Below are 19,697 nucleotides of genomic sequence, written 5' to 3' on the forward strand. Positions count from 1 at the left end.
AGAATATTGTCTCCATAGCGCACACCCGGGGCGGCGGGTAGCGCCGCGGCGACACCGCGCCAGGCGAACGGGTACGGCGGTACAGCACGCCGACTGGAGCCAGCGAGTCGAGGCACCCGGACGGAGCCAGTGCCGGACGGCTACAGCCCCGATCGCGGGGTTGTGTGCGCCGGCCCGCGCCGGGAATTGTATAGAGTTTACACAAATCTTTTGGTGTCGAACCGGCTAGAGGAACCCAACGCCAATGCCAGATTCGATGGCTGAACAACTCCGCCACGACATGACCTGTGACGGGCTCTTGGAGTGTTTCCACGGCCTCAAACAGCTCGATAAGGGCGTGTTCCAAGCGCTCGTCACCACGAACGACGCACTGACAGTCGACGACATCGCCGAACGCGTGGACCGCGAGCGCTCGACGGCCTACCGCGCGGTTCAACGCCTCCTCAGCGCGGGACTCATCCAGAAAGAACAGATCAACTACGACCAAGGCGGCTACTATCACGTCTACGAGCCGACCGATCCCGCCGAGATCGCGGACGACATGCAGCGACTGCTCAACGACTGGTACGCCAAAATGGGCCAGCTCATCCAAGAGTTCGAAACCAAATACGACCGCACGGACGCCGGCGTGCAGTCCATCGAAGGCTGAGCGCGCCCCACCAGTGGCTGCGCTGCCGCCCGATCGTGAACTGATTGCCGCCCCGCGACGAACTGCAGGCGTGGGCTGATCGAGTGCGCCGGAACCACAGATCGACCACCACCACAAGCGTTATTTTGCCGGTTGATGATGGATAGATTATGAGTTCTGGCTTCTCCACAGGCGAGCGGCGAGACTTTGCGATCGGTCTCGGTGTTGTCTCCGCGGTCGCCAGCATTGCCGGAATTCTGGTGTCCGATGTCTCCATCACGTTCAGCACGTCGGCCTTTCTCTTCGTCATGCTCGTCGCGTTCGGAGCCGGGAACACCGTGGGTGTCTCGTGCTATCTGTTCATCGATCAGTCCGTGGTGACGCCGATGATCGGCGCTAGCTACGTCGTAGCGGTAGTAATCGCGCTGTTCCTCGGCGCCCAATCGTCGGGAATGCTGATGGTCAAGTTCGTCACTGTTTCGTTCCTTGCGATCATCGCGGGAAGCATCGAGTACGTGGTCCGGTCCCTGATCGGGGAGTTCGTCGAGATCATCGAGCCGCGACCGCTCGTGTGAGCGGCCCTGTCAGCGACCCGGGTCGGCAGTGTGGCTCGAATACCGGGAGTCAACGAGTGGCGCGGCCGACGCGTCCGGGGAGACCGACTGAAATGAGGATCGCAGCTACCCCTGGAGCCACGTGCTCAGGGGCCAGGCACAGTGTGGATGGGCCCTAGCGGTTCGTGACTCCACGGTTGCAGTTCGACCCGGAACTTCGGCTGACTTTGTAACGGTCCATCATTCGTTGGGCAGGTAGTCGCGGCGCTGATTGGCTCGCTCGCGCTTGTTGCGTCGGTCGTAGTGCTTGTCCAGAATCTCCTCGCTCGCGTTCAGGCGGTCGGACACACCCCGGCGAGTACCCAGAGCCACGAGTGCACGGTAGCCGCGCGCTCTCGGGTACCTTCGACTAAGTACGCCGTCGTTCACTTTCGCGGTGTGGCTCCCTCGCATGGACCGTGGCGAGGCCCACCCTCCGTGAATCACCCTGTCGAGTGAGCCAAATTCACTCGGTTTTCCCGCCTCGTGTGTACGAGTCAAAGACAGTCGCGGAGATCACACGCTCAAAATTCTCATCAGTCCTGTCTAGGAAGAGTACCGGCCAGGAATTGGCCGAGAATGAATCCGCCGCCGCAGAGGCAGATGAACGCACAAATAAAGATTATTCTCAATCGCCCTTTGAACAGCGGCACCACTCCACTAGTTGCATCAATCACTCCGATTAGAAGAATAGCGATGCCAGTGGCTCCATTTCCAAGCGCTGCTGCTGGAATTAACGAAATTTCTTTGATGCGGTTCCGATAATCCGCAACCAAGGCAGTCTGTCGGTCACTCTGGTTACTGTTTCGGACGAGACCAGCGAGTGGGACACTACCAATTGAAATAGCAATGATTGCGAGAACGAAAGATAACAAAAGGGGAATCGATCCCACGTAAATATACACATTAGGTTCTAAATTTCCCGAATCAGACAACTGCGGGATTGCCCCTACGATGGACAACCCTATCAGATCGAACTGAATCACTCGAATCGCACGAGAGGACTTCTCCCGTAACCGCCTCTGAAATAGATCAAATTCCGGGATTCCGTCGTCAGTCATTTCCTCATTATCCACACTTAGGACAGAACCTCGTGAAGATTACGCTACTAGATTTGGCGAGATATAATCAGAGCGCATCGAGACTTACTCGCTGAAGTCCAGCGTGAGAGCATCGCTCCGCCGAGACACGTCCACACCGTGACGAGACGCCCACGCGTAGAACTCTGCCGCCGCGGAGTCGCGCCCACGCTCGGCGGCACCAATCACTTTCGCGCTCGCCTCGACCGCGCGCCGGGTCGCGTCCTTCGCCTCCTGGGCAGCCTCGTGGACGATCTCGGCGACCCGCGTAGACCGCAAACCAACCTCCGCGTACTTCGTCTCCACGAGGTCATCCATTCGCCGAAGCGCCCGCCGCACCGAGTCAACGTGCCGGTCAGTCGCCTCCGCGAGATCGGCCGGCGATAGCTTCCCGCCGTCCGTCACCAGCATCTCCAGACTCTCCCACCCCACAGCGGTCGCTGAGCCTCCTCGTCGGTTTCACCGAGCGGGGAGAGCCCGAAGTCCTCGGGGTCGTGCCCCTCGATGTGGTACTCGCGTTTCTCCTTGCGGACGGACTCGTACCCACAGACCGGGCAGACTCCGAGGTAGATGTGCTTGCGGCTCCAAGAATACTCCTCGATCCGGAGCGTCACGCGCACCACCTCGCGGTTTCGATTGACGGATTCGCAGGACTGCGCGGCCCCAGAATCACTCGGTGGTTCGAATCCGACTCAGAGGCAAGGATTCGGGCGAGTCGATTACGAGATTCTCGAAGGGTAGAGACACCTCTACGAGAACTTCTGCATGAAGTAAGAACCGTCGAGGAAATGGATGGGCCCTGGCGGATTTGAACCACCGCTCACCCGGTGTCCCACAGCGCCGCCGCATGCGACGGCACTGATATGAGCCGGGGGCTTTGAACCGGACTAAGCTAAGGGCCCGCTGGCGATGGCTACCACGGGGAGTGTCTTTAGGGTATCGAACACTAGTCGGCGTACGAGCTGGCTGGCACGGATCGAAGAGGAAGTGACGCCGCCACCAGGGCTCGAACCTGGGACAACGTGGGTAACAACCACGTGCTCTACCAACTGAGCTATGGCGGCTCGCACCCTATCGTAACCCGGGGATTTTGAAATGGCTTTCGTTTCCCGGGCGGGGAGTCCGGGCATCGACACGGCTTAGACGCGGAGCGCCGAACGAGACGTATGACCGACGCCGCAGCAGTCATCGAGCGCGTGCGCCAGCGCGTCGATCCGACGCCCGCCGAGCGGCGCGCGCTCGCGGCGGCTGCCAGCCGGCTCACCGAGCGCGCCGAGGCCGCGATCGCGGAGCTACCCGTGGCCGCCGACGTGGTACAGGTCGGCAGCACCGCCCGTGGCACGTGGGTTGCGGGGGACCGAGACATCGACCTGTTCGTGCGGTTCCCCAGCGACCTTCCCCGCGAACAGCTAGAGACCTACGGCACGACCGTGGGCGCGGCGGTGCTGCCGGACGGCCACGAGGAGTACGCCGAACACCCCTACGTGACCGGGACGTTCGAGGGCTACGCGGTGGATCTGGTGCCGTGTTACGACGTGGCGGCGGCCACCGAGATCAAGTCCGCGGTGGATCGGACGCCGTTCCACACCACCTACCTCCAGGAGCACCTCGACGACGGCCTCGCCGCCGACGTGCGGCTGTGCAAGCAGTTCCTGAAAGGGATCGGCGTGTACGGCAGCGACCTCCGCACGCAGGGGTTCTCGGGGTATCTCTGCGAGCTGCTGGTCGTCGAATACGGTGGCTTCGAGGCGATGCTGGCGGCCATCGAGGACTGGCAGCCGCCCGTGGTGATCGACCCCGCGGCCCACCAGCAGGCGTCGTTCGACGATCCGCTGGTGGTCGTGGACCCCACCGATCCGGAGCGCAACGTCGCCGCCGTCGTGTCGGCAGCGAACGTCGCCACCGTCCAGCACCACGCCCGCCGGTTCCGCGCCACCCCCAGCGAGGACGCGTTCACGCCGGCGTCCCCGGCTCCCCTGGATGCGGCGGCGCTGCGCTCGCACATCGACCGCCGCGACACGACCCCGCTGGCGGTGGTGTTGGACGCCCCGGACGTGGTCGCCGACCAGCTCTACCCGCAGCTCTATCGGTCCCGTGATGGGGTCGTGCGCGGGCTCCGCGAGCACGGCTTCGACGTGGTGCGGGCGGCCGCGTGGGCCGACGAGCGCGCGGTGGTGTTCGTGGAGCTTGCGAGCGCCGAGCTGCCGGCCGTTGAGCGCCACGTCGGCCCGCCGGTCTCCGTGGGCACCCACGCCGAGCGGTTCTACGAAACGTACGCCGACGATGACGGCGTCTACGGGCCGTTCGTCGACGACGACGGGCGGTACGTCGTGGAGCGCGACCGGGACGTGCGGACCGCCGGTGGGTTCGCGCGCACCGAACTGGGGACGGTCGCGCTGGGCGCGCGGATCGAGTCCCGGGTGGCCAGCGGCGACTACGACGTGTACGTCGGCGATGCCGTTGTGGAGGCGTTGCTGCCGGAGTTCGAGAGTGAGCTGGCGGCCTACGTCGACCCGAAGGCCTGATGCGTGTCCCGAACACGCTCGAAGAGGTCGCGCACGCTGTCACTGACGTCGTCTTCGGGCTCGGTAGGGTCCCGCCCGTCGAAGGTTTCGTGGACCGTGCTGACGCCGTCGGCGAGCGTGTCGAGGCTGTACCCGCCTTCGAGGACGAACGCCAGCGGGGCGTCCGTCCGGGCGCTGATGCGGCGCACACGGTCGGTGAGCATCGCGTACCCCTCCGTCGAGAGGTGGAGGCGTGAGATCGGGTCGTGGTGGTGGGCATCGAAGCCCGCGCTCACCACGAACAGATCCGGGTCGAACGCCCGGATCGCGGGCGCGATGAAGTCGTCGACGGCGGCCGCGTAGTCGGCGTCCCCGGCCCCGGTCGGGAACGGGAGGTTCAGCGTCGTGCCCGCGCCGTCGCAGTCACCGGTCTGTGCGACCGACCCGGTGCCCGGGTAGAGGCCGTCCTCGTGGATGGACGTGTAGAAGACGTCACCGCGGTCGTAGAAGATGTCCTGGGTGCCGTTGCCGTGGTGGACGTCCCAGTCGAAGATCGCGACCCGATCCAGCCCGTGGGCGTCGAGGGCGTGCTGGGCGGCGACGGCGGCGTTGTTCACGAAGCAAAACCCCATTGCGTCGTCGGTGATCGCGTGGTGGCCGGGCGGCCGTCCCAGCGAGAACGGCGTGTCGCGGCCGTCAGCGCCGTCCAGGGCGGCGTCTATGGCGTCCATCGCGAGGCCTGCGCTGGCGCGGATGGCCGGCCACGTGGACTCGGTGGCGGCGGTGTCGGGATCCCAGCTGCCGCCGCCGCGCTCGCAGAACGACCGCACCTCGGTCGCGTAGTCGGGATCGTGGACGGCCGTGATGTCCGATAAGTCGGCGTCCGGGGCGTCCTCGTAGGTGACGCCGTGGCGCTTCTGGAGGCCACGCTTGATCGCCCGGAGGCGGTCGGGGCTCTCGGGATGCCGCACCCCCGGGTCGTGTTCGAGACACGCCTCGCTGAATCCGAATCTCATTCCACGAGCGTGACGTACGTCTGTATGTCTTCGGCTTGGACGGTGCGGCGGCCGGCGTGCTCGGCGAGCACCGCTGCGCCGTCAGCGATGTCGGCGGCGTACGCCTCGAGCACGCCCGCGAGCGCGACGCGTGCGTCCTCGGACACCCGGAACCGGTCGTCGATCTCCAGGCGGGCGATGCGGTCGACGGGGGCAACTGGGAGTGCGAGGTCGCCGCGGCGGTCCGGTGCCGTGTCGTCGCGCGGGCCCACGATCCCCTCGAAGTCGGACGCCATCAGGGTTTTTCGGCCGTCCTCGCGTGCGGCGGCGGCTGCGTCCACGGCGAGGATCGCCCCATGACGCTGGATGCGGCGCGCGAGTTCCTCGGCCGCGCCAGCGCTCACTCGCAAGTCACCCGCGTGCCCCCGGATGAGTGAATCCACCGGGGCGAACGGGAGTTCGACGCTCATGCGTCACATCGTGGCGCTCGCACGCTTAATTGTTTCCGTTACCTCGACGCGAGTCACGACTCCGTGACGTCGTCGGCGTGTAGCCGGCCGTCGTCGAGCGAGCCGCGGACGGTGACCTCCTGGCCGAGAGTCACGTCGGCGTCGGTGGTGACACTCATCGTCTCCTCGCCGTCGTCCAGAATCAGCGGGTCCTGGGCCTGCACGACGACGCCGGTGAACTCCACGGGCGTGTCGCTGTGTGGAGTCTGTGTGTCGGCCGCGTCGTCGGTGGCGGCGGGCTCGTCGTCGCTGTCGGCACCGAACGCCGCCAGCCCGCGGTCGGGGCCGTCGCTGCCGGCGGCGGCGTCGTCCTGGGTGCTGTCCGACAGCGGGATCACCGACGCCTGCCAGCCGGCCGACGCCTCGATGTCGTCCTGCCAGCCGTCCTGGATCTCCACGTCGAGGGCCGCCACTTCGTCACCCGGGCCGATGTCCAGATCCGCCTTCTCGCCCCACAACGCAACCCGAATGTCGCCGGTGTCGTCCTGCAGGCGGACGTTGCGTACCTGGCCCTCGCTGCCGTCGTCGCGGTCGAACGTGCGCGTGGGGTCGACCGACCGAACGACGCCCGCGATGTCCGCGGTGTCGTCCTGTTCGAGGCTGTCGATGGACGTGGTGTCCGGAACGAACGACACGTCGGCGTCCGGGACCGGCGTGACCGCGCCGGTGTCCCCGACGTGGAGTTCGAGGCTGCCCTCCCGCTCGCGGACGTATCCGTCCACGATCTCGACGACGGCCCCGGCGTCGAGATCCGTCGCGGTGTCGGCCTGGTCGTCCCACAGGGTCACTCGCACTCGGCCGGTCTCGTCGCCCACCACGAGATTCGACACACGACCCTCGCTGCCGTCGTCACGGTCGAACGTCCGGACGGCCTCGGTGTCCAGGACCTCCCCGACGAGGGTCACGTCCGAAACCCCCAACGAGAGGTCGGCGGCGTCGTATTCGTCCTGGATCTGGACGTCGATCTGCTCGTCGGCGTCGAGTTCGACCTCGTCGGCGCTGACCTCCAGGCCGTTGTAGCCGTCCGTCGGCCGCCCCTTGATGCGGAGCACGTCCCCGGGGGCGAGGTCGTCGGCGGCCGCGGTGGCCTGTTCGTCCCACAGCGAGACCCGGACGTCGTCCGTTTCGTCGGCCACCGTGACGTTCACCACCCGCCCCTCGGCGGCCGCATCGTCGTCGTCGGCGTCCTCGCGGTCGAACGTGCGGACGTCACCCACGCGGGTGACTTTCGCGATGAACTTCACCTCGTCCATCTCGGAGTCGATGTCCGCGACGCCGTTCACCTCGCCGTCGTCGATCTCGTGGGCGATGAGCATCGCCGCCGTCTCCTCGTCGGCGAGCCCCCCCATCTGTTCGACCTTCGACTCGACGGCCTCCCGGAACTCCTCGATAGACACGTCGGTGTCGAGGTCAGCGTACACGTCCTCAATCGCGCCCATTGTCGGTTCAGGCCAAGGCGACGGCCACCATAAGCGTTTACGGTGTCTCGATGAGTGCAGCGCGTGCGCTCGCCCACCACCATGAAAACGACTGTCATCGGGCGGCACGATCGTAACCGCTTTACGTAGCCCCGGGCTACACCTGAGTGAGTCCGGATAGGGTAGTGGACTATCCTCTTGGCTTGCGGAGCCAGGGACCGGCGTTCAAATCGCCGTCCGGACGTTCTCACAGTTCTCACCCGGCGAGCGCCGGCTGTGCGCTGTCGGCGTGATCGGCCGTGGGCGCGGCGCTTTTTCCACGTGGCCGCCAACGCAGCAGTATGGATGCGCCACTGCGTGCCGGGGTCGCCGTCTACAACGCCGGCCACCACCGGGCGGCCCGCGACGCCCTGGCGGACGGCTGGTTGGCTCGTTGCCGGGACGACGACGCCGAGCGCCACTGCACAGCAGCCCTACGGGCGTTCGCCGCCGCGGTCGTTGCGGCCCACGATCACGACCCACAGGCGGTGCGCGCGCACTGCCGGCGCGCCCGCGAACAGTTCGCGTGCTGCCCTGAGGATGCGGGCGTCGACGTCGGGGCAGCGGACGCGGCGCTCGACGCGCTCGCCGACGACCCGGACCGCGTCACCGACGCTGGGGTACCGCCGCTGGTCGTGTCTGGGACCGCGATCACGCCGTCCGCGCTCGGCCCACCGGCGGCCGTGGAGGCCGCGGTGGTGCTGGCCGACGCCGCCGGCTACCAAGCGGACGAGTTCAAGGCCGGCGTAGAGTACGCACGCGAGGAGCTTGCCGACGGCGATTACGGCGCCATCACGGGGTTGCTGTGTGACTTCGCGGCGGACGCCGACCACCGAGCGATGATCGCGACGCGACTCCGACAACACGTCCGCCGGAAGCAACGCCGGGAGGCGGACGTCGCCGGACTGTTCGACTGATCTCAGACGGCGTGGACGGCGATCACAGCCGCAACGCCGAGCACGACGATGCCGACGGCGCGAACCACCCACTGCATCCAGCCGGGGATCAGTTCGGTGCCGCCCGCGGGGCTGTCGTGTCTGCGCCGCCGGGTCGACCCGAGGAACACCGACAGGCGTGCCACCGTCGTCGGGGCGGCAACCATCGCAACGCCGAGCACACCCCCGAGGACGACGGCGAGCAGCTCGCGGAGGCCGGCACCACTGTCACCGACGATCTCGATCACAGCGCTACGAACGGAGGCGCTGGATGCGCTTCTCCGTTGGCGGGTGCGTCGATACGAGTTTCTGGAGGACGCTCGTGTCCGGGCTGGAGATGCACAGCGCGCTCACCTGCTGGTCGAGCCCGTCGTCGTTGCGCTGGCCGCGCTGGCGCCGCCCGCGCCCGCGGGAGGTGCGCTGGCGCTGCTGTTGGGCGGCCTGCTCGTTGCCCTGGCTGATCTTTTCGAGGGCGCGCGCGAGGGGTTCGCCGGTCCCGATGGCGCGGCGCGCGTCCGCGTCGGCGACGTACTCGCGGTAGCGACTGATCGCGAGCACGAACAGCGTCACGAGGAACTGCACGAGGTTCCCCACGACGATCGCGAGGAAGAAGTCCGCGAGGTCGTTGTCGCCGGAGAACAACACGATGTACTGGGCGACGATCCCGACGATCGACGCGATGCCCTGCCCGAGCTGCATGGTCACCACGTCGCGGTTGGCGATGTGCGAGAGTTCGTGGGCGAGCACGCCGTCGAGCTCCTCGTGTTCGAGGATGTCGATGAGCTCACGCGACACCACGACGGTGCCGTTGCCCTTTCGGCCGACGGCGAACGCGTTGGGGACGCCCATGTTCGCGACTTTGAGCGTCGGTTTCTTGATCCCCATGTCGCGTGACAGCGACTCCACGCGGCGGTGGATCCGGGGGAACTCCTGTTCGTCCATGTCCTCGGCGCCGACGCTGCGCAGCGCCATCCACTTCCCGACTTTGTACTGGACGCCAACGAGCACCACGCTCCCCACGATGGCGATCGCGAGGATGGTCTGGTTCTGACCGAAGAAAAACCACGCGGCAGCGATCGCGACCGAGTAGAACGCAAAGAGGATGGTGCCGACGATGGCCATCCGTATCTTGAGGCCGGTATTTCTCATACGAGCCACACTAGTTCGTCATGGCATATAAATCCAGTTGGGGATAGTGAGCCACACAGAGAGAGTTGGGGAGTCGAGATCTCAGGAGGGAGTAGTTCAATGCGCACAGAAAGAACTAGAGTACGGCAGTCAAATACACCGATGAGCCGCCAAATGGCGACGACCCACCGACACGCCGTGTATGGCTACGAAACGGCGATGCGAAAACCAGTGCTAATCTCCGTTTTGTTTAACGGCCTCAGCTGCCGCCGGAGAGTTTCTCGTCGCCGTCCCACTCGGCGGAGTTGTCACGGGGCTCGTAGCCGAGCGCGTCTTTGGCACGCGCCAGCGAGTAGTATTTGCGGTCGTTGTCCGAGATGCCGTAGACCACCTCGTAGTCGTAGTCCGCGCTGAGACAGCGATCAATGAGGTGCGCGCAGTCCCGGGGGGACAGCCACATCGCTTGGCCGCGCTCGTAGTCGATGGGCGGGTGGCCCGCGGTGAGGTTGCCGATGCGAACGGCGGCGAACGTGAGGCCGTGCTCGTCGTGGTAATACCGGCCGAGCGTTTCGCCGGCGGCCTTCGAGACGCCGTAGAGGTTCCCCGGACGGGGGCGTTCGGTGCCGTCCAACCGGAAGTCGTCGTCGCTGCGGTAGAGGTCGGGTTTGCGGTCCGTCTCGTAGTGGCCGACGGCGTGGTTCGAGGACGCGAACACGACGCGGTCGACACCAGCGGCCAGGGCGGCGTCGAGGACCGTCCGCGTGCCGTCGATGTTGTTCCGCAACACGCTCTCCCAGGGGGCTTCGGGGCGGGGGTCGCCGGCCAGGTGGACGATCGCGCCCACGTCGCTGGCGGCCTCACGCACCGCTGTTTCGTCGGTGATGTCGGCCACCACGAACTCGTGGTCGGGGTCGTCGGTGGGCGGCTCGCGGTCGAACAGCCGCCACGTGTAGTCGTCGCCGATGCCGCCGAGGATGGCTTGCCCGACGCGCCCGGAAGCGCCCGTGAGGAGGACCGGCTCGTCCATTCGAGTAGTCATCCGCCCGACTGGGGCATCAATGGTACGGTTCGGTCCGTCGGGCCGGATGCCAACAGTGCTTAGGCGTGGCCGCCCCCAGCCGGGGTATGGCGACTGACGCTCAGCAAGCCTGTTTCGAGGCCGGAATCAAGTTCGGCGCGCTCTACCACCAGTTCGCGGGCACGCCGGTGAGTCCGGCGAGCGCGCCGAGCCTGGAGACCGCGATCGAGGAATCAATCCGGAACCAGCCGTTCTGCGAGGGCGTCGCCGTCGACATCAAGACCGAACGCTTGGACGTCGAACACGGGTACACGGAGCTCACGGGCGAGTACATGGACGTCGAGTTGCGCATCGACTACGAGGGCACGACGGTCGCCGCGGAAATGGCGATGGACGACGGGTATCCGTTGATGCGGCTGGCGGAGATCGACCCGTAGCGCGGGCGTGCTTTTAACCCAGCGGCGGCCGAACGCCGGGAGTATGAGCCAGTCATCGCTGGACGACGACGAACTGTTCGGGGAGGCCGCCGAGGAGATGCGGGCCGAGGTGGAAGGCCACATCGAGGCCGCCCGGGACGCGCTTCCGGACGACGACGCCCTCTGGGAAGTCGACGACGGGGGCAACACGCTCGGGGTGCTGAACACGCTCAAAACGGCGCTCAACACCGAGGAGGTGGCGTCCCACGTGCGCGACGCGAAGAAGGCGTTCGTGATCGGGCAGCGCGCGGACGCGTTCGACGGCGACGACCTCGCCGACGACTTGGCGGCCATCGAGGACGTGCTTGCGGACCTCGAAGCCGCCAGCGAGCACGCGGGCGCGCTGGCGGAGACGCTGCCGGAGCTGCGAGGCGCGCTTCCCGACGAGTAACCACGCGCCGGTTATCGGTGTGGCAGTGGGGCGGTCGTGTCGCGGTCCGCGACGGCCGCGAGCAGGGCACACAGCGACTCGGTCGCGGCGTCCAGCAGCGCCGCCCCGCGATCCGCGTCGCCCGCACGGGGGTCGCCGACAACGCCGTTGTCGGTGAACGCCGCGGCGTCGGCGGCGAGGTTGGCGTGTGACACCCACTCCCCCCAGGCGTCGGCGCCGTCCTCGGCGGCCGCCTGGACGCGGTCCTCGCGGATCAACTCGGGGTCGGTGTGCCTGAGAAACGCCGTCTCCAGGGGGCCGGCGTGGCCCATGTCGCTGCTGTGGTCGCCGACGGCGTCGAACCACGTGAACGGCACCGCGTACGCGTCGTCCTGGCGCGTGATCGTGGCACAGACTTCGCCCAGCGCGGCGGTGTTGCCGCCATGCCCGTTGACCACGACGACGCGATCCCAGCCGTGGCTCGCGAGGCTCCCCACCACGTCACGAACGGTGGCGCGGAACGTGTCCGGGGCCACCCACAGCGTCCCTGTGAACTGGCGGTGTTCCGCCGACACCCCCACGGTGATCGGCGGCGCAACGATCACCTCGCCGTCCGAGTAGGCGTCCGCGCCGGCCGCCGCGACCGCGTGAGCGGTGATGTGATCGGTGCCCAGCGGCGCGTGTGGGCCGTGCTGTTCCGTGCTGCCGACGGGCAGCACCGCGAGATCCGTGTCGACGCCGTCGGCGTCCGTCCAGGTTGCGTCTGCGAGCCGCATACGCGACGGCACGCGCCCCCGGCGCTTGTAGGCTGCCATCCACCGGCTAGTCGTCGTCCTGGTCGTCGACGGTCGCCTGGCGTTTGGCCGCGCGCTCGATGAACTCGTCGGGCAGCTCGTCGATCTCGCCGGCCTGCACCCCCCAGAGGTTCGCGTACAACCCCTCGTCGCCGAGCAGGTCGGCGTGGGTTCCGCGCTCGACGATCTCGCCGTCCTCCAGGACGACGATCTGGTCGGCGTCCTTGATCGTGGACAGCCGGTGGGCGATCGAGAACGTCGTGCGGTCCTCCGTGAGGCGGTCGAGGCTGCGCTGGATGAGCATCTCCGTCTCCGTGTCCACGTCGCTGGTGGCCTCGTCGAGCACGAGGATCTCGGGGTCTTTGAGGATGGCCCGCGCGATGTCGATGCGCTGGCGCTGCCCCCCCGAGAGCTTCACGCCGCGCTCCCCGACCTCGGTGTCGTAGCCGTCCGGGAGGTTCTGGATGAACTCGTGGGCTTCCGCGGCCTTCGCGGCGTCCACGACGGCCTCGCGGTCGGCGTCGAAGGTGCCGTACGTGATGTTCTCCTCGACGGTGCCGTAGAACAGGAACGTGTCCTGGCTGACGTAGCCGACGTGCCGGCGCAGGCTGGGCAGCGTCACCCCGGAGATGTCCTGGCCATCGACACGGACCGCGCCCGCATCGACGTCGTACATCCGCAACAGGAGTTTCAGTACCGTGGATTTCCCCGCGCCCGTCGGGCCAACGAGCGCCAGCGTGTCCCCGCCGTCAACCTGGAAGTCGATGTGCTCGACGATGGCGTCGTCGTCGTCGTAGCCGAAGCTCACGTCGTCGTAGACGACGCCGCCGTCGTCAACGACGAGCTCGTCGGCGTCCGGGTTCTCCTCGATGCGGGAGGGCTCGTTCATCAGCCCGAAGATGCGCTCGCTGGACGCGCGCGCCCGCTGATACATGTTGATGATCTGGCCGAACTGCGCCATCGGCCAGATGAACTGCTGGCTGAGCAGGATGAACGTCACGAACTCCCCGGGGTCGAGCGTTCCGGAGAAGAACATCGGCGGGCCGGTGGCGACCCAGATGCCGCCGATCACGAACGTCAACACGAACCCCACGCCGGAGATGATGCGCAGCGCCGGGAAGAACTTGATGCGGATGGTGATCGCCCCCCAGTTGGCGTCGAAATACCCCTGTGAAACGTCATCAACGCGGTCCGACTCGTAGCGCTCGGTGTTCGACGTCTTGATCACTTGGATCCCGCCGAGGTTGTTCTCCAGCCGGGAGTTCAGATGCCCGACTGACGACCGCACGTCGGCGTACTTCGGCTGGATGGCGTTCACGAACCGGTAGGTGAACAGCGCGATGATGGGCACCGGCAACATCGTGAGAACGGCGAGTTGCCAGTTCACGACGAAGAGGTAGACGCCGATCGCCAGCACCATCACGGACAGCCGGAACGCCGAGTTCAAGCCGTCGTTGAGGAATCGCTCCAAGCGGTTCACGTCGTTCGAGAGGATGGACATCATCTCGCCGGTCTGCTTGGTGGCGAAGAAATCCATGTTCAGGCGCTGCATCTTGTCGTAGGTGTCGGTCCGAACGCGGTGCTGGATGTGCTGGCTGAACGAGTTGAACCCCCAGTTGCGGATCCAGTGGAACGCCGCCCCCAACAGGAACGACCCCGCGATCAGTCCCCCCATGAACAACAGCCGGTCGGGCTTGCTGCTAGGCACGACCGACTGCGGGAGGAACGGCAGAAACGCCTTGTTCCCCTGGATGACGGAGTCGATGGCCAACCCGAGCAACACGGGCGGCGCGAGATCCAACACGCGCGCAAACACCGACGCCAGAACGGCGACAACTGCCTGAAAGCTGTGATCGCGCCCGTACTCGTCGAACAACTGCACCATGGCGTTGTCGACGTCCGCGCGCTGCTCCTCGAAGGGATCGTCGTCACCCTCGTTGTCCGGTGCAGTACTCATGTTCCTGACCGAACGTGAGCCCCCGGCAAAAACGTTTCCTACGAATCGAAACACGCCGGTTGATTGGTTACTCGCCGGCCGCAGGGATCCGCACCCGATCCCCAACCGAGACGTTGTGCGCGGCCGTCCAGTTGAGCGACACCTCAAGCACCCACTTGCCGTGCCCCTCGTAGCGGGTCAACGGCCCGTCGCCGTCGGGGACCGTCGCGTGATGGATGCTCGTGATGTTGCGGTCGGCCCCCACGTAGATGATGTCGATCGGGAACGCCATCGACCGCATCACGTACGCGCGGCTGCCGGCCCGCTCGTGCACGAACAACATCCCCTCGTCGGCCGACAGCGACTCCCGAGTGCTGAGCCCGGTGTAGCGCTCGCCGCGCGTCGCTGCGACCGCGACCGCGACGCTGCCGTGTTCGACACCCGTGTCCGCGTCGACGACGGTGACCGTCGGCGCATCTCCGGGCTCCGGGGTCGATGGGGGATCCTGGGCGGCCATCGGCGACCCACCACAGCCAGCAACGACGACGAACACAGCGACAACAAGGGCGGTCCACCTCATGCCGACGTGTACGCCAGCGGCGGCTTTGGTCGTTGCGGCGAAAGGAAACCGTTTTTGCGACCGAACGGCACGATACGGGTACGGGTTCGTGGTCTAGTTGGTCATGACGCGGCCTTTACAAGGCCGAGGTCGGTGGTTCGAATCCGCCCGAACCCACTCGTCTGCTGCAACGAACAAGCGTGGGAAGCGAGGGCGGTTCGGACCCTGGAAGACGAACGACGTGAGTCTTCATCTGGTTCGAATCCCCCTCTCTCGCCCGCTAGTGGGCTTTCACCAAGTACTGCCGGAGGTAGTCCTCACGGAACATATCCAGCCTTCCCAGCCACCAAACTCCATCACCAGTCTCGGCTCAACCTCACGCTCATACAACAACGTCTCCCCGGTTCTCGATGTCGACGGTCGTTCCACTGCTGGCCGACTGGGCCACGTGCTGGCTGTCGAAACGGCTACGCAATGCGTGCACGTCCGGATTCTGCTGGGCGGTCACTCTACACTAGCCAGGAGTCAGTCACGACAGAACGGAGGGCAGCAGAACCGCTGGGAAAGCCCACATGGATGGGTGTTCGATAGCGATACCGCGGGGATGGCGGCCTACAGTTCCTGGCCGGTCGGGCGGATCAGGAGTTCGTTGACGTCCACGCGCTGTGGCTGGCTCGTCGCGTAGACGATGCCGCGCGCGATGTCATCGGGGTGCAGCATGGGCAGGTCCATCTCCGCGAAGCGTTCGAGGACTTGCTCGTCGGGCACGTGCGTGGAGAGTTCGGTGTCGACAGCCCCCGGTTCGATGATGGTGGTGCGGATGTCCTGGCTGGTGAGCTCCTGGCGGATCGCGTCGGTGAACGCGTTCACGCCGAACTTGGTGGCGTTGTAGCCGCTGGAGTCGGCGTCGGCCTGCCGGCCGGCGACCGAGGAGACGTTGACGACGTGGCCGGCGTCCTGGTCTTGCATGATCGGGACGACGGCGTGGGTGAGGTTCATGAGCCCGAGCAGGTTGACCTCCACCATCTGGCGGAGGTTCGAGCGGTCGGCCCGCTCCAGGGGTTCGAGCAGCATGACGCCGGCGTTGTTGACGAGGATGTCGATGCGGCCGTACTCGTCGACGGTCTCCGAAACGAGGTCGTCGATGGCGGCGTCGTCGGTGATGTCCGTGGGGACGACGAGCGCGTCACCGTCGGTGTCCTCGATGCGGTCGGCGAGCGCCGCCAGTTCGTCGGCGCGGCGGGCTGCGAGGACGACGTGAGCGCCCTCCGCGGCGAGTGCTTCGGCGGTGGCCTCGCCGATGCCCGAGGACGCGCCCGTGACGATTGCGACGTCACCGGCGAGTTCGTGGTTGTGTGCGGACTGCGCGTCTGTTGGGTCTGAGTCGGCTTCCATCACGTCGTCGTACGTGGTGCAACCACGAGCGTGCTGTGTTTACCAGTACGGGGGTTTATATACGGATGGCGTGTGTGGTGGGCAGGCCAGCAGTGGCGTGCACGTCACGGAGCATGCATCGGCCGGGCGTGCTCGGGGCCGACGGTTTCGCCGATGAGCTGGCGTTCCGCGCGGCGCAACAGGTCCGACGCCGCGGCGGCCGACACACCCAGCTCGGCGGCGAGCTCGCGGGTCGAGCATTGCCGCGGCGAGTCGTAGTATCCACGGGCGAACGCCGTCCGGATGGCGCGATACTGTTTGTCCGTGAGGCCGAACTGGTCGCGCTCGCCGGGGTGTTCGGGGTCGGATGCGATGGCCACCAGCTCGAACGGGATGTCGTTGACCGCACACCGGTCGCGGAGCGTGGCCAGCGCGTCGTAGTCCGAGAACACCTTCTGTTCGTGGATGCCGTCGGCGGTCACGGTGGCCTCCAAGGCGACCCCTTCGAACTCTGCCGGATCGTGGGAGGCAACCAGCCCCGTGGTGTCGGCGACGATGATCCGATAGAACCAGCCGTCGGCGGTCGCGCCGATCTCGGAGACGCTGGTGACCTGTGGGTGCGCGCGCGCCTCGTCTTCGAAGGCCGCCTGTGAGTCAGCAGCGACACGGATCGTGAACAGCAGCCGCCCGTCGTCGAGCGGGACGGAGTTCGAAATCGAGAGTTCCCCGCTGGGGATCGCGTCCGCGACGCTGACCAGTGGCAGGTCGGGATCTGCGAGCAGGATCTCAGCGACGATAGCCATGGGGCTGTCTCAGGATTCACGTCGGATAAACGAGCCGGCCCCAGGCCGGACTGTGGTCGCCGTTCTACAGCGTCCGGACGACTTGCGTGTCGTTCCCACTGGTGTAGGCAACAACACTCGCGTTCTCGCCGCAGCCAGTGAGTCGGTTGCCCACCGAAGTGACGTTCTCGTCGTACCCTTTGTCGCTGCAGTAGATGCCTTCGGTGTTGTCACCGAGTTTGGTGAGGGTGACATCGTAGGAGCCGTTGTCGAGCTGTTCGGCTGTGACGCCGGCTTGCGCGTTGCTCTGGAGGTTTCCGTCACCGAATCCAAGCACTGCGGTCGCGATGACCGCCGCGAGGATCACGGTGATAGCTACCATCAGAATCACGCCGATGACCGGCGACACAGCGCGTTCGTCCGCGTCCGTGTCGAAGAGGCTGAGGTCTGTCATTTGTGAACCCTGCCACGCCAACCACCGCTGGAACGATCTCCCCCGGAGGGTTCGCGTCACGCTGGTCGCTGCGTGTGGCTACGGACGGCTACATACCGGACGTACTTAAACCCACCTGACGGGTAGACCCCGACGATACCCGCTATGACGTGTGGCAACGACAAACCAGCCGGACGGCACGTCGACGGACAGTGAACAAAAGTACCGGGGGAAAATGTAGGCCGACCAAAATACGGCGGCTCCGGGGGGGTGACAGCGCCGCGATTCGAAACCCTTTTTTCTGCACCCGGCATCAGTACGGACACGAGCCGCCTTAGCTCAGACTGGGAGAGCACTCGACTGAAGATCGAGCTGTCCCTGGTTCAAATCCGGGAGGCGGCATATTCTGAGAACGCAACCGCGAGCGTAGCGAGCGGTCCGTCGAAGAAACGACGCCGACCGCGATTTGAACCGGACGAGTCGCGCGAAGCGAGCACGTCTCGGCGGGGATGGCAATTCGGCGGTGAACGAGTTTACCCTCAGATCAGCGTGTCATAGAAAGCTTTGTACGACAGTCTCACCTGGAAATTATCAAGACTCCCGTGCGACTGGCAGTCCGATCTCCCGGGAGAACGCGACGTAGTCCTTGATGAGGGGGTCCTCGCGCTCTTCCGGAACTCGCTAAACTAAACACGACCTCTAAATCAACCTTTCATATAATGTCTTTATTTCTAAATACAGACTATTCAACTATTCGTTCGTTTAACGGAAATATTTAAGCGTTCTTTTTTAGCAGTTAGTAAATATTCAAGTGATAATTTTGAATCTAATTCTAGTGATTCCATCCACTCTGCGAGTTTAAGGGATGCGTCTACTGTGTAAGTCCCATTTGGGAAACAATCCGAATCGGAAGCGTGGTAAAGCTGATGCTGGATCCGATAGGTCCCATCAGGTTCGATCCATACTTCGAAGGGGCGATCCTCGACGGCGACCGTCACGTCCGTCGGCCATCGCCAACATCCCTGGGTCGGTTCCTCGGGGAGCGCCCCCTGATAGAACTCAACGTGCTTCGGTTCCCGCGGGAAAGGCTGAATCTCCCCGGCCGACCCCTCGAAGCGCGGGAGGTTCTCGAGTGGGCCGCCGCTTCGCTCGCCTGGGACAATCGGGACCTCGATGTCGTGGTGGTTCGTCACTGTGAGTTCGATGATTGCTGGCCGCTCGGCAGTCGCCGCTTCGAGCACGCTGGCACCCACCTCGACCAGGTCGGTGTCGTAGGACGGGGCGTCGGTGGTCCGCTCGTCCGTCGTCCCTGTCCGTTCGCCAGTAGTCTGTCTGTCCGTGGTCTCGGTTTCGGTCGGGCTGTCTCCGCTCGACGGGCTGGTGGGTTCGGTCGTTGACTCGTCAGTGCTCACACAGCCAGCGAGTGAAAATAGGCTCGCCGGACAACCGAGGAGGACTGCTCTACGGGTATATGATTGCATATCAGGGGAGTAACGGGCAGGGAGTAAATGTTTCCTGTTATATATTGGAAGTGTTTAGTTAAGCTTGAAATTTCGGTGTCAAACGCTTGCGGAAAGCAATCCACGATTGGGGGCAGAAAGCCGATCTGCAGCCAGTCAGTGGGAAAGCTCCGAATCAGATCGCACTCGACGAAACAGTGGTTCGAATCAACGGTCAGCAGTACTGGCTGTACGCTGCGGCGAATCCAGAAACGAACGAATTACTGCATATTCGGCTGTGTTCGACGACTACGACCGCGGTGACTGAGATGTTCCTGCAGGAACTCCGCGAGAAACACGATGTCGAATCCGCCGTGTTTCTCGTCGATGGTGCCCGACATCTCCAAACTGCACTGCAACGAGCAGGTCTCCGGTTTCAGGTTGAACGTAACGAAAATCGGAACAGCATCGAACGTGTTTTCCGTGAGGTAAAACGCCGTACCTCTTCTTTTTCAAACTGTTTCAGTCACGCCGAACCGGAAACAGCCGAAACGTGGCTTCAGAGTTTCGCAACATGGTGCAACTCGCTAAACTAAACACGACCGGATCACCGTCCCCAGTTGGAACCCGGCTCCACGTCGCGTCGATTGCGCGCGCTGGATCACGGCTCGCAACGAACACGACCGTT

General features: G+C 65.2%; 22 protein-coding genes, 5 tRNA genes and 2 pseudogenes. 10 read left to right on the forward strand and 19 right to left on the reverse strand.

The annotated features are described in order from the left end of the window. The first annotated feature begins 244 nt into the window (after positions 1 to 244). Both APQ99_RS07680 and APQ99_RS07685 read left to right on the forward strand, forming a co-directional pair. Positions 245 to 649, forward strand: coding sequence for a helix-turn-helix domain-containing protein (locus APQ99_RS07680; protein ID WP_010902057.1), 405 nt, complete (start codon positions 245 to 247; stop codon positions 647 to 649). Positions 650 to 798: 149 nt separating this feature from the next. Further along, positions 799 to 1,203, forward strand: coding sequence for a hypothetical protein (locus APQ99_RS07685; RefSeq protein WP_227970905.1), 405 nt, complete (start codon positions 799 to 801; stop codon positions 1,201 to 1,203). Positions 1,204 to 1,422: 219 nt separating this feature from the next. On the opposite strand, the pseudogene APQ99_RS12995 reads toward APQ99_RS07685, so the two are convergent. The 6 genes and pseudogenes from APQ99_RS12995 to APQ99_RS07715 form a co-directional block, all read right to left on the reverse strand. Next, positions 1,423 to 1,539: pseudogene (locus tag APQ99_RS12995) on the reverse strand (site-specific integrase); the annotation flags it as partial. 218 nt (positions 1,540 to 1,757) lie between these two features. Continuing rightward, a complete protein-coding gene (locus APQ99_RS07695) occupies positions 1,758 to 2,297 on the reverse strand; it encodes a hypothetical protein (RefSeq protein WP_227970904.1) in 540 nt (179 codons plus the stop codon). Positions 2,298 to 2,366: 69 nt separating this feature from the next. Then, positions 2,367 to 2,711 carry a hypothetical protein gene (locus tag APQ99_RS07700; protein ID WP_049892476.1) on the reverse strand — a complete coding sequence of 115 codons (345 nt, stop codon included), beginning with the start codon at positions 2,709 to 2,711 and terminating at the stop codon, positions 2,367 to 2,369. Further along, the gene (locus tag APQ99_RS07705) at positions 2,702 to 2,914 is read right to left on the reverse strand and encodes a hypothetical protein (RefSeq protein WP_049892475.1); all 213 of its coding nucleotides are present in this window, start codon (positions 2,912 to 2,914) and stop codon (positions 2,702 to 2,704) included. The genes APQ99_RS07700 and APQ99_RS07705 overlap by 10 nt, the downstream gene beginning before the upstream one ends. Positions 2,915 to 3,093: 179 nt before the next feature. After that, positions 3,094 to 3,202: transfer RNA gene (locus APQ99_RS07710), tRNA-Ile, on the reverse strand. A gap of 89 nt (positions 3,203 to 3,291) precedes the next feature. Next, a tRNA-Asn gene (locus APQ99_RS07715) sits at positions 3,292 to 3,364 on the reverse strand. A gap of 102 nt (positions 3,365 to 3,466) precedes the next feature. Between APQ99_RS07715 and cca the strand changes: the two genes are divergently transcribed. Next, complete coding sequence (cca, locus tag APQ99_RS07720; protein ID WP_010902052.1) at positions 3,467 to 4,825, forward strand: CCA tRNA nucleotidyltransferase; 1,359 nt, start codon at positions 3,467 to 3,469, stop codon at positions 4,823 to 4,825. Here cca and APQ99_RS07725 read toward each other — a convergent pair. From APQ99_RS07725 to APQ99_RS07735, 3 genes are read right to left on the reverse strand one after another with little or no spacing between them, the layout of a single operon-like run. Further along, positions 4,804 to 5,820, reverse strand: a complete 1,017-nt coding sequence (locus APQ99_RS07725; RefSeq protein ID WP_010902051.1) for a histone deacetylase family protein — start codon at positions 5,818 to 5,820, stop codon at positions 4,804 to 4,806. The genes cca and APQ99_RS07725 overlap by 22 nt on opposite strands. Then, positions 5,817 to 6,269, reverse strand: a complete 453-nt coding sequence (locus APQ99_RS12940; RefSeq protein WP_010902050.1) for a histone family protein — start codon at positions 6,267 to 6,269, stop codon at positions 5,817 to 5,819. The genes APQ99_RS07725 and APQ99_RS12940 overlap by 4 nt, the downstream gene beginning before the upstream one ends. Positions 6,270 to 6,322: 53 nt before the next feature. Next, positions 6,323 to 7,747: a single-stranded DNA binding protein gene (locus APQ99_RS07735; RefSeq protein WP_010902049.1), complete on the reverse strand. Its 1,425-nt coding sequence runs from the start codon at positions 7,745 to 7,747 to the stop codon at positions 6,323 to 6,325. A gap of 150 nt (positions 7,748 to 7,897) precedes the next feature. Here APQ99_RS07735 and APQ99_RS07740 point away from each other — a divergent pair. Together APQ99_RS07740 and APQ99_RS07745 are read left to right on the forward strand one after the other, a co-directional pair. Continuing rightward, positions 7,898 to 7,970 (forward strand) — tRNA-Arg (locus APQ99_RS07740). A gap of 97 nt (positions 7,971 to 8,067) precedes the next feature. Further along, a complete protein-coding gene (locus APQ99_RS07745; RefSeq protein WP_010902048.1) occupies positions 8,068 to 8,682 on the forward strand; it encodes a hypothetical protein in 615 nt (204 codons plus the stop codon). Between the two features lie 2 nt (positions 8,683 to 8,684). On the opposite strand, the gene APQ99_RS07750 is transcribed toward APQ99_RS07745, so the two are convergent. The 3 genes from APQ99_RS07750 to azf all read right to left on the reverse strand — a co-directional run bounded on the left by APQ99_RS07750 (position 8,685) and on the right by azf (position 10,855). Then, positions 8,685 to 8,948: a hypothetical protein gene (locus APQ99_RS07750; RefSeq protein ID WP_227970903.1), complete on the reverse strand. Its 264-nt coding sequence runs from the start codon at positions 8,946 to 8,948 to the stop codon at positions 8,685 to 8,687. A gap of 4 nt (positions 8,949 to 8,952) precedes the next feature. Next, the gene (locus APQ99_RS07755; protein WP_010902046.1) at positions 8,953 to 9,822 is read right to left on the reverse strand and encodes a M48 family metallopeptidase; all 870 of its coding nucleotides are present in this window, start codon (positions 9,820 to 9,822) and stop codon (positions 8,953 to 8,955) included. 265 nt (positions 9,823 to 10,087) lie between these two features. After that, positions 10,088 to 10,855: an NAD-dependent glucose-6-phosphate dehydrogenase Azf gene (gene azf, locus APQ99_RS07760; RefSeq protein WP_012289099.1), complete on the reverse strand. Its 768-nt coding sequence runs from the start codon at positions 10,853 to 10,855 to the stop codon at positions 10,088 to 10,090. A gap of 98 nt (positions 10,856 to 10,953) precedes the next feature. Here azf and APQ99_RS07765 point away from each other — a divergent pair, with 98 nt between their 5' ends. Then, positions 10,954 to 11,283 (forward strand): dihydroneopterin aldolase family protein, encoded by a 330-nt coding sequence (locus tag APQ99_RS07765; RefSeq protein WP_010902044.1) that lies wholly within the window; start codon positions 10,954 to 10,956, stop codon positions 11,281 to 11,283. A 43-nt stretch (positions 11,284 to 11,326) separates the two neighbouring features. After that, positions 11,327 to 11,713, forward strand: a complete 387-nt coding sequence (locus tag APQ99_RS07770; RefSeq protein ID WP_136361073.1) for a DUF5790 family protein — start codon at positions 11,327 to 11,329, stop codon at positions 11,711 to 11,713. 11 nt (positions 11,714 to 11,724) lie between these two features. On the opposite strand, the gene APQ99_RS07775 is transcribed toward APQ99_RS07770, so the two are convergent. The 3 genes from APQ99_RS07775 to APQ99_RS07785 all read right to left on the reverse strand — a co-directional run bounded on the left by APQ99_RS07775 (position 11,725) and on the right by APQ99_RS07785 (position 15,002). Beyond that, positions 11,725 to 12,468, reverse strand: a complete 744-nt coding sequence (locus tag APQ99_RS07775; RefSeq protein WP_136361072.1) for a creatininase family protein — start codon at positions 12,466 to 12,468, stop codon at positions 11,725 to 11,727. Positions 12,469 to 12,514: 46 nt separating this feature from the next. Beyond that, complete coding sequence (locus tag APQ99_RS07780) at positions 12,515 to 14,443, reverse strand: ABC transporter ATP-binding protein (RefSeq protein ID WP_136361071.1); 1,929 nt, start codon at positions 14,441 to 14,443, stop codon at positions 12,515 to 12,517. Between the two features lie 67 nt (positions 14,444 to 14,510). Further along, the gene (locus APQ99_RS07785) at positions 14,511 to 15,002 is read right to left on the reverse strand and encodes a DUF192 domain-containing protein (RefSeq protein ID WP_244289010.1); all 492 of its coding nucleotides are present in this window, start codon (positions 15,000 to 15,002) and stop codon (positions 14,511 to 14,513) included. 82 nt (positions 15,003 to 15,084) lie between these two features. Here APQ99_RS07785 and APQ99_RS07790 point away from each other — a divergent pair. Further along, positions 15,085 to 15,158, forward strand: a tRNA-Val gene (locus tag APQ99_RS07790). A 435-nt stretch (positions 15,159 to 15,593) separates the two neighbouring features. On the opposite strand, the gene APQ99_RS07795 is transcribed toward APQ99_RS07790, so the two are convergent. The 3 genes from APQ99_RS07795 to APQ99_RS12835 all read right to left on the reverse strand — a co-directional run bounded on the left by APQ99_RS07795 (position 15,594) and on the right by APQ99_RS12835 (position 17,591). After that, entirely contained in the window at positions 15,594 to 16,376 is a 783-nt protein-coding gene (locus tag APQ99_RS07795; protein ID WP_136361070.1) for an SDR family NAD(P)-dependent oxidoreductase, read from the reverse strand. Positions 16,377 to 16,480: 104 nt separating this feature from the next. Then, the gene (locus tag APQ99_RS07800) at positions 16,481 to 17,158 is read right to left on the reverse strand and encodes a helix-turn-helix domain-containing protein (protein WP_136361069.1); all 678 of its coding nucleotides are present in this window, start codon (positions 17,156 to 17,158) and stop codon (positions 16,481 to 16,483) included. Positions 17,159 to 17,222: 64 nt separating this feature from the next. Next, entirely contained in the window at positions 17,223 to 17,591 is a 369-nt protein-coding gene (locus APQ99_RS12835; protein WP_148889166.1) for a type IV pilin, read from the reverse strand. A 307-nt stretch (positions 17,592 to 17,898) separates the two neighbouring features. On the opposite strand from APQ99_RS12835, the gene APQ99_RS07810 reads away from it, so the two are divergent. Next, positions 17,899 to 17,972 (forward strand) — tRNA-Phe (locus tag APQ99_RS07810). Between the two features lie 344 nt (positions 17,973 to 18,316). Here APQ99_RS07810 and APQ99_RS07815 read toward each other — a convergent pair. Continuing rightward, entirely contained in the window at positions 18,317 to 18,982 is a 666-nt protein-coding gene (locus tag APQ99_RS07815; protein ID WP_136361068.1) for a hypothetical protein, read from the reverse strand. Between the two features lie 140 nt (positions 18,983 to 19,122). On the opposite strand from APQ99_RS07815, the pseudogene APQ99_RS07820 reads away from it, so the two are divergent. Continuing rightward, positions 19,123 to 19,605, forward strand: a pseudogene (locus APQ99_RS07820) (IS6 family transposase); the annotation flags it as partial. Positions 19,606 to 19,697 lie beyond the last annotated feature (92 nt).

This window comes from Halobacterium salinarum DSM 3754, assembly GCF_008124605.1.
GTDB classification, from domain to species: domain Archaea; phylum Halobacteriota; class Halobacteria; order Halobacteriales; family Halobacteriaceae; genus Halobacterium; species Halobacterium salinarum.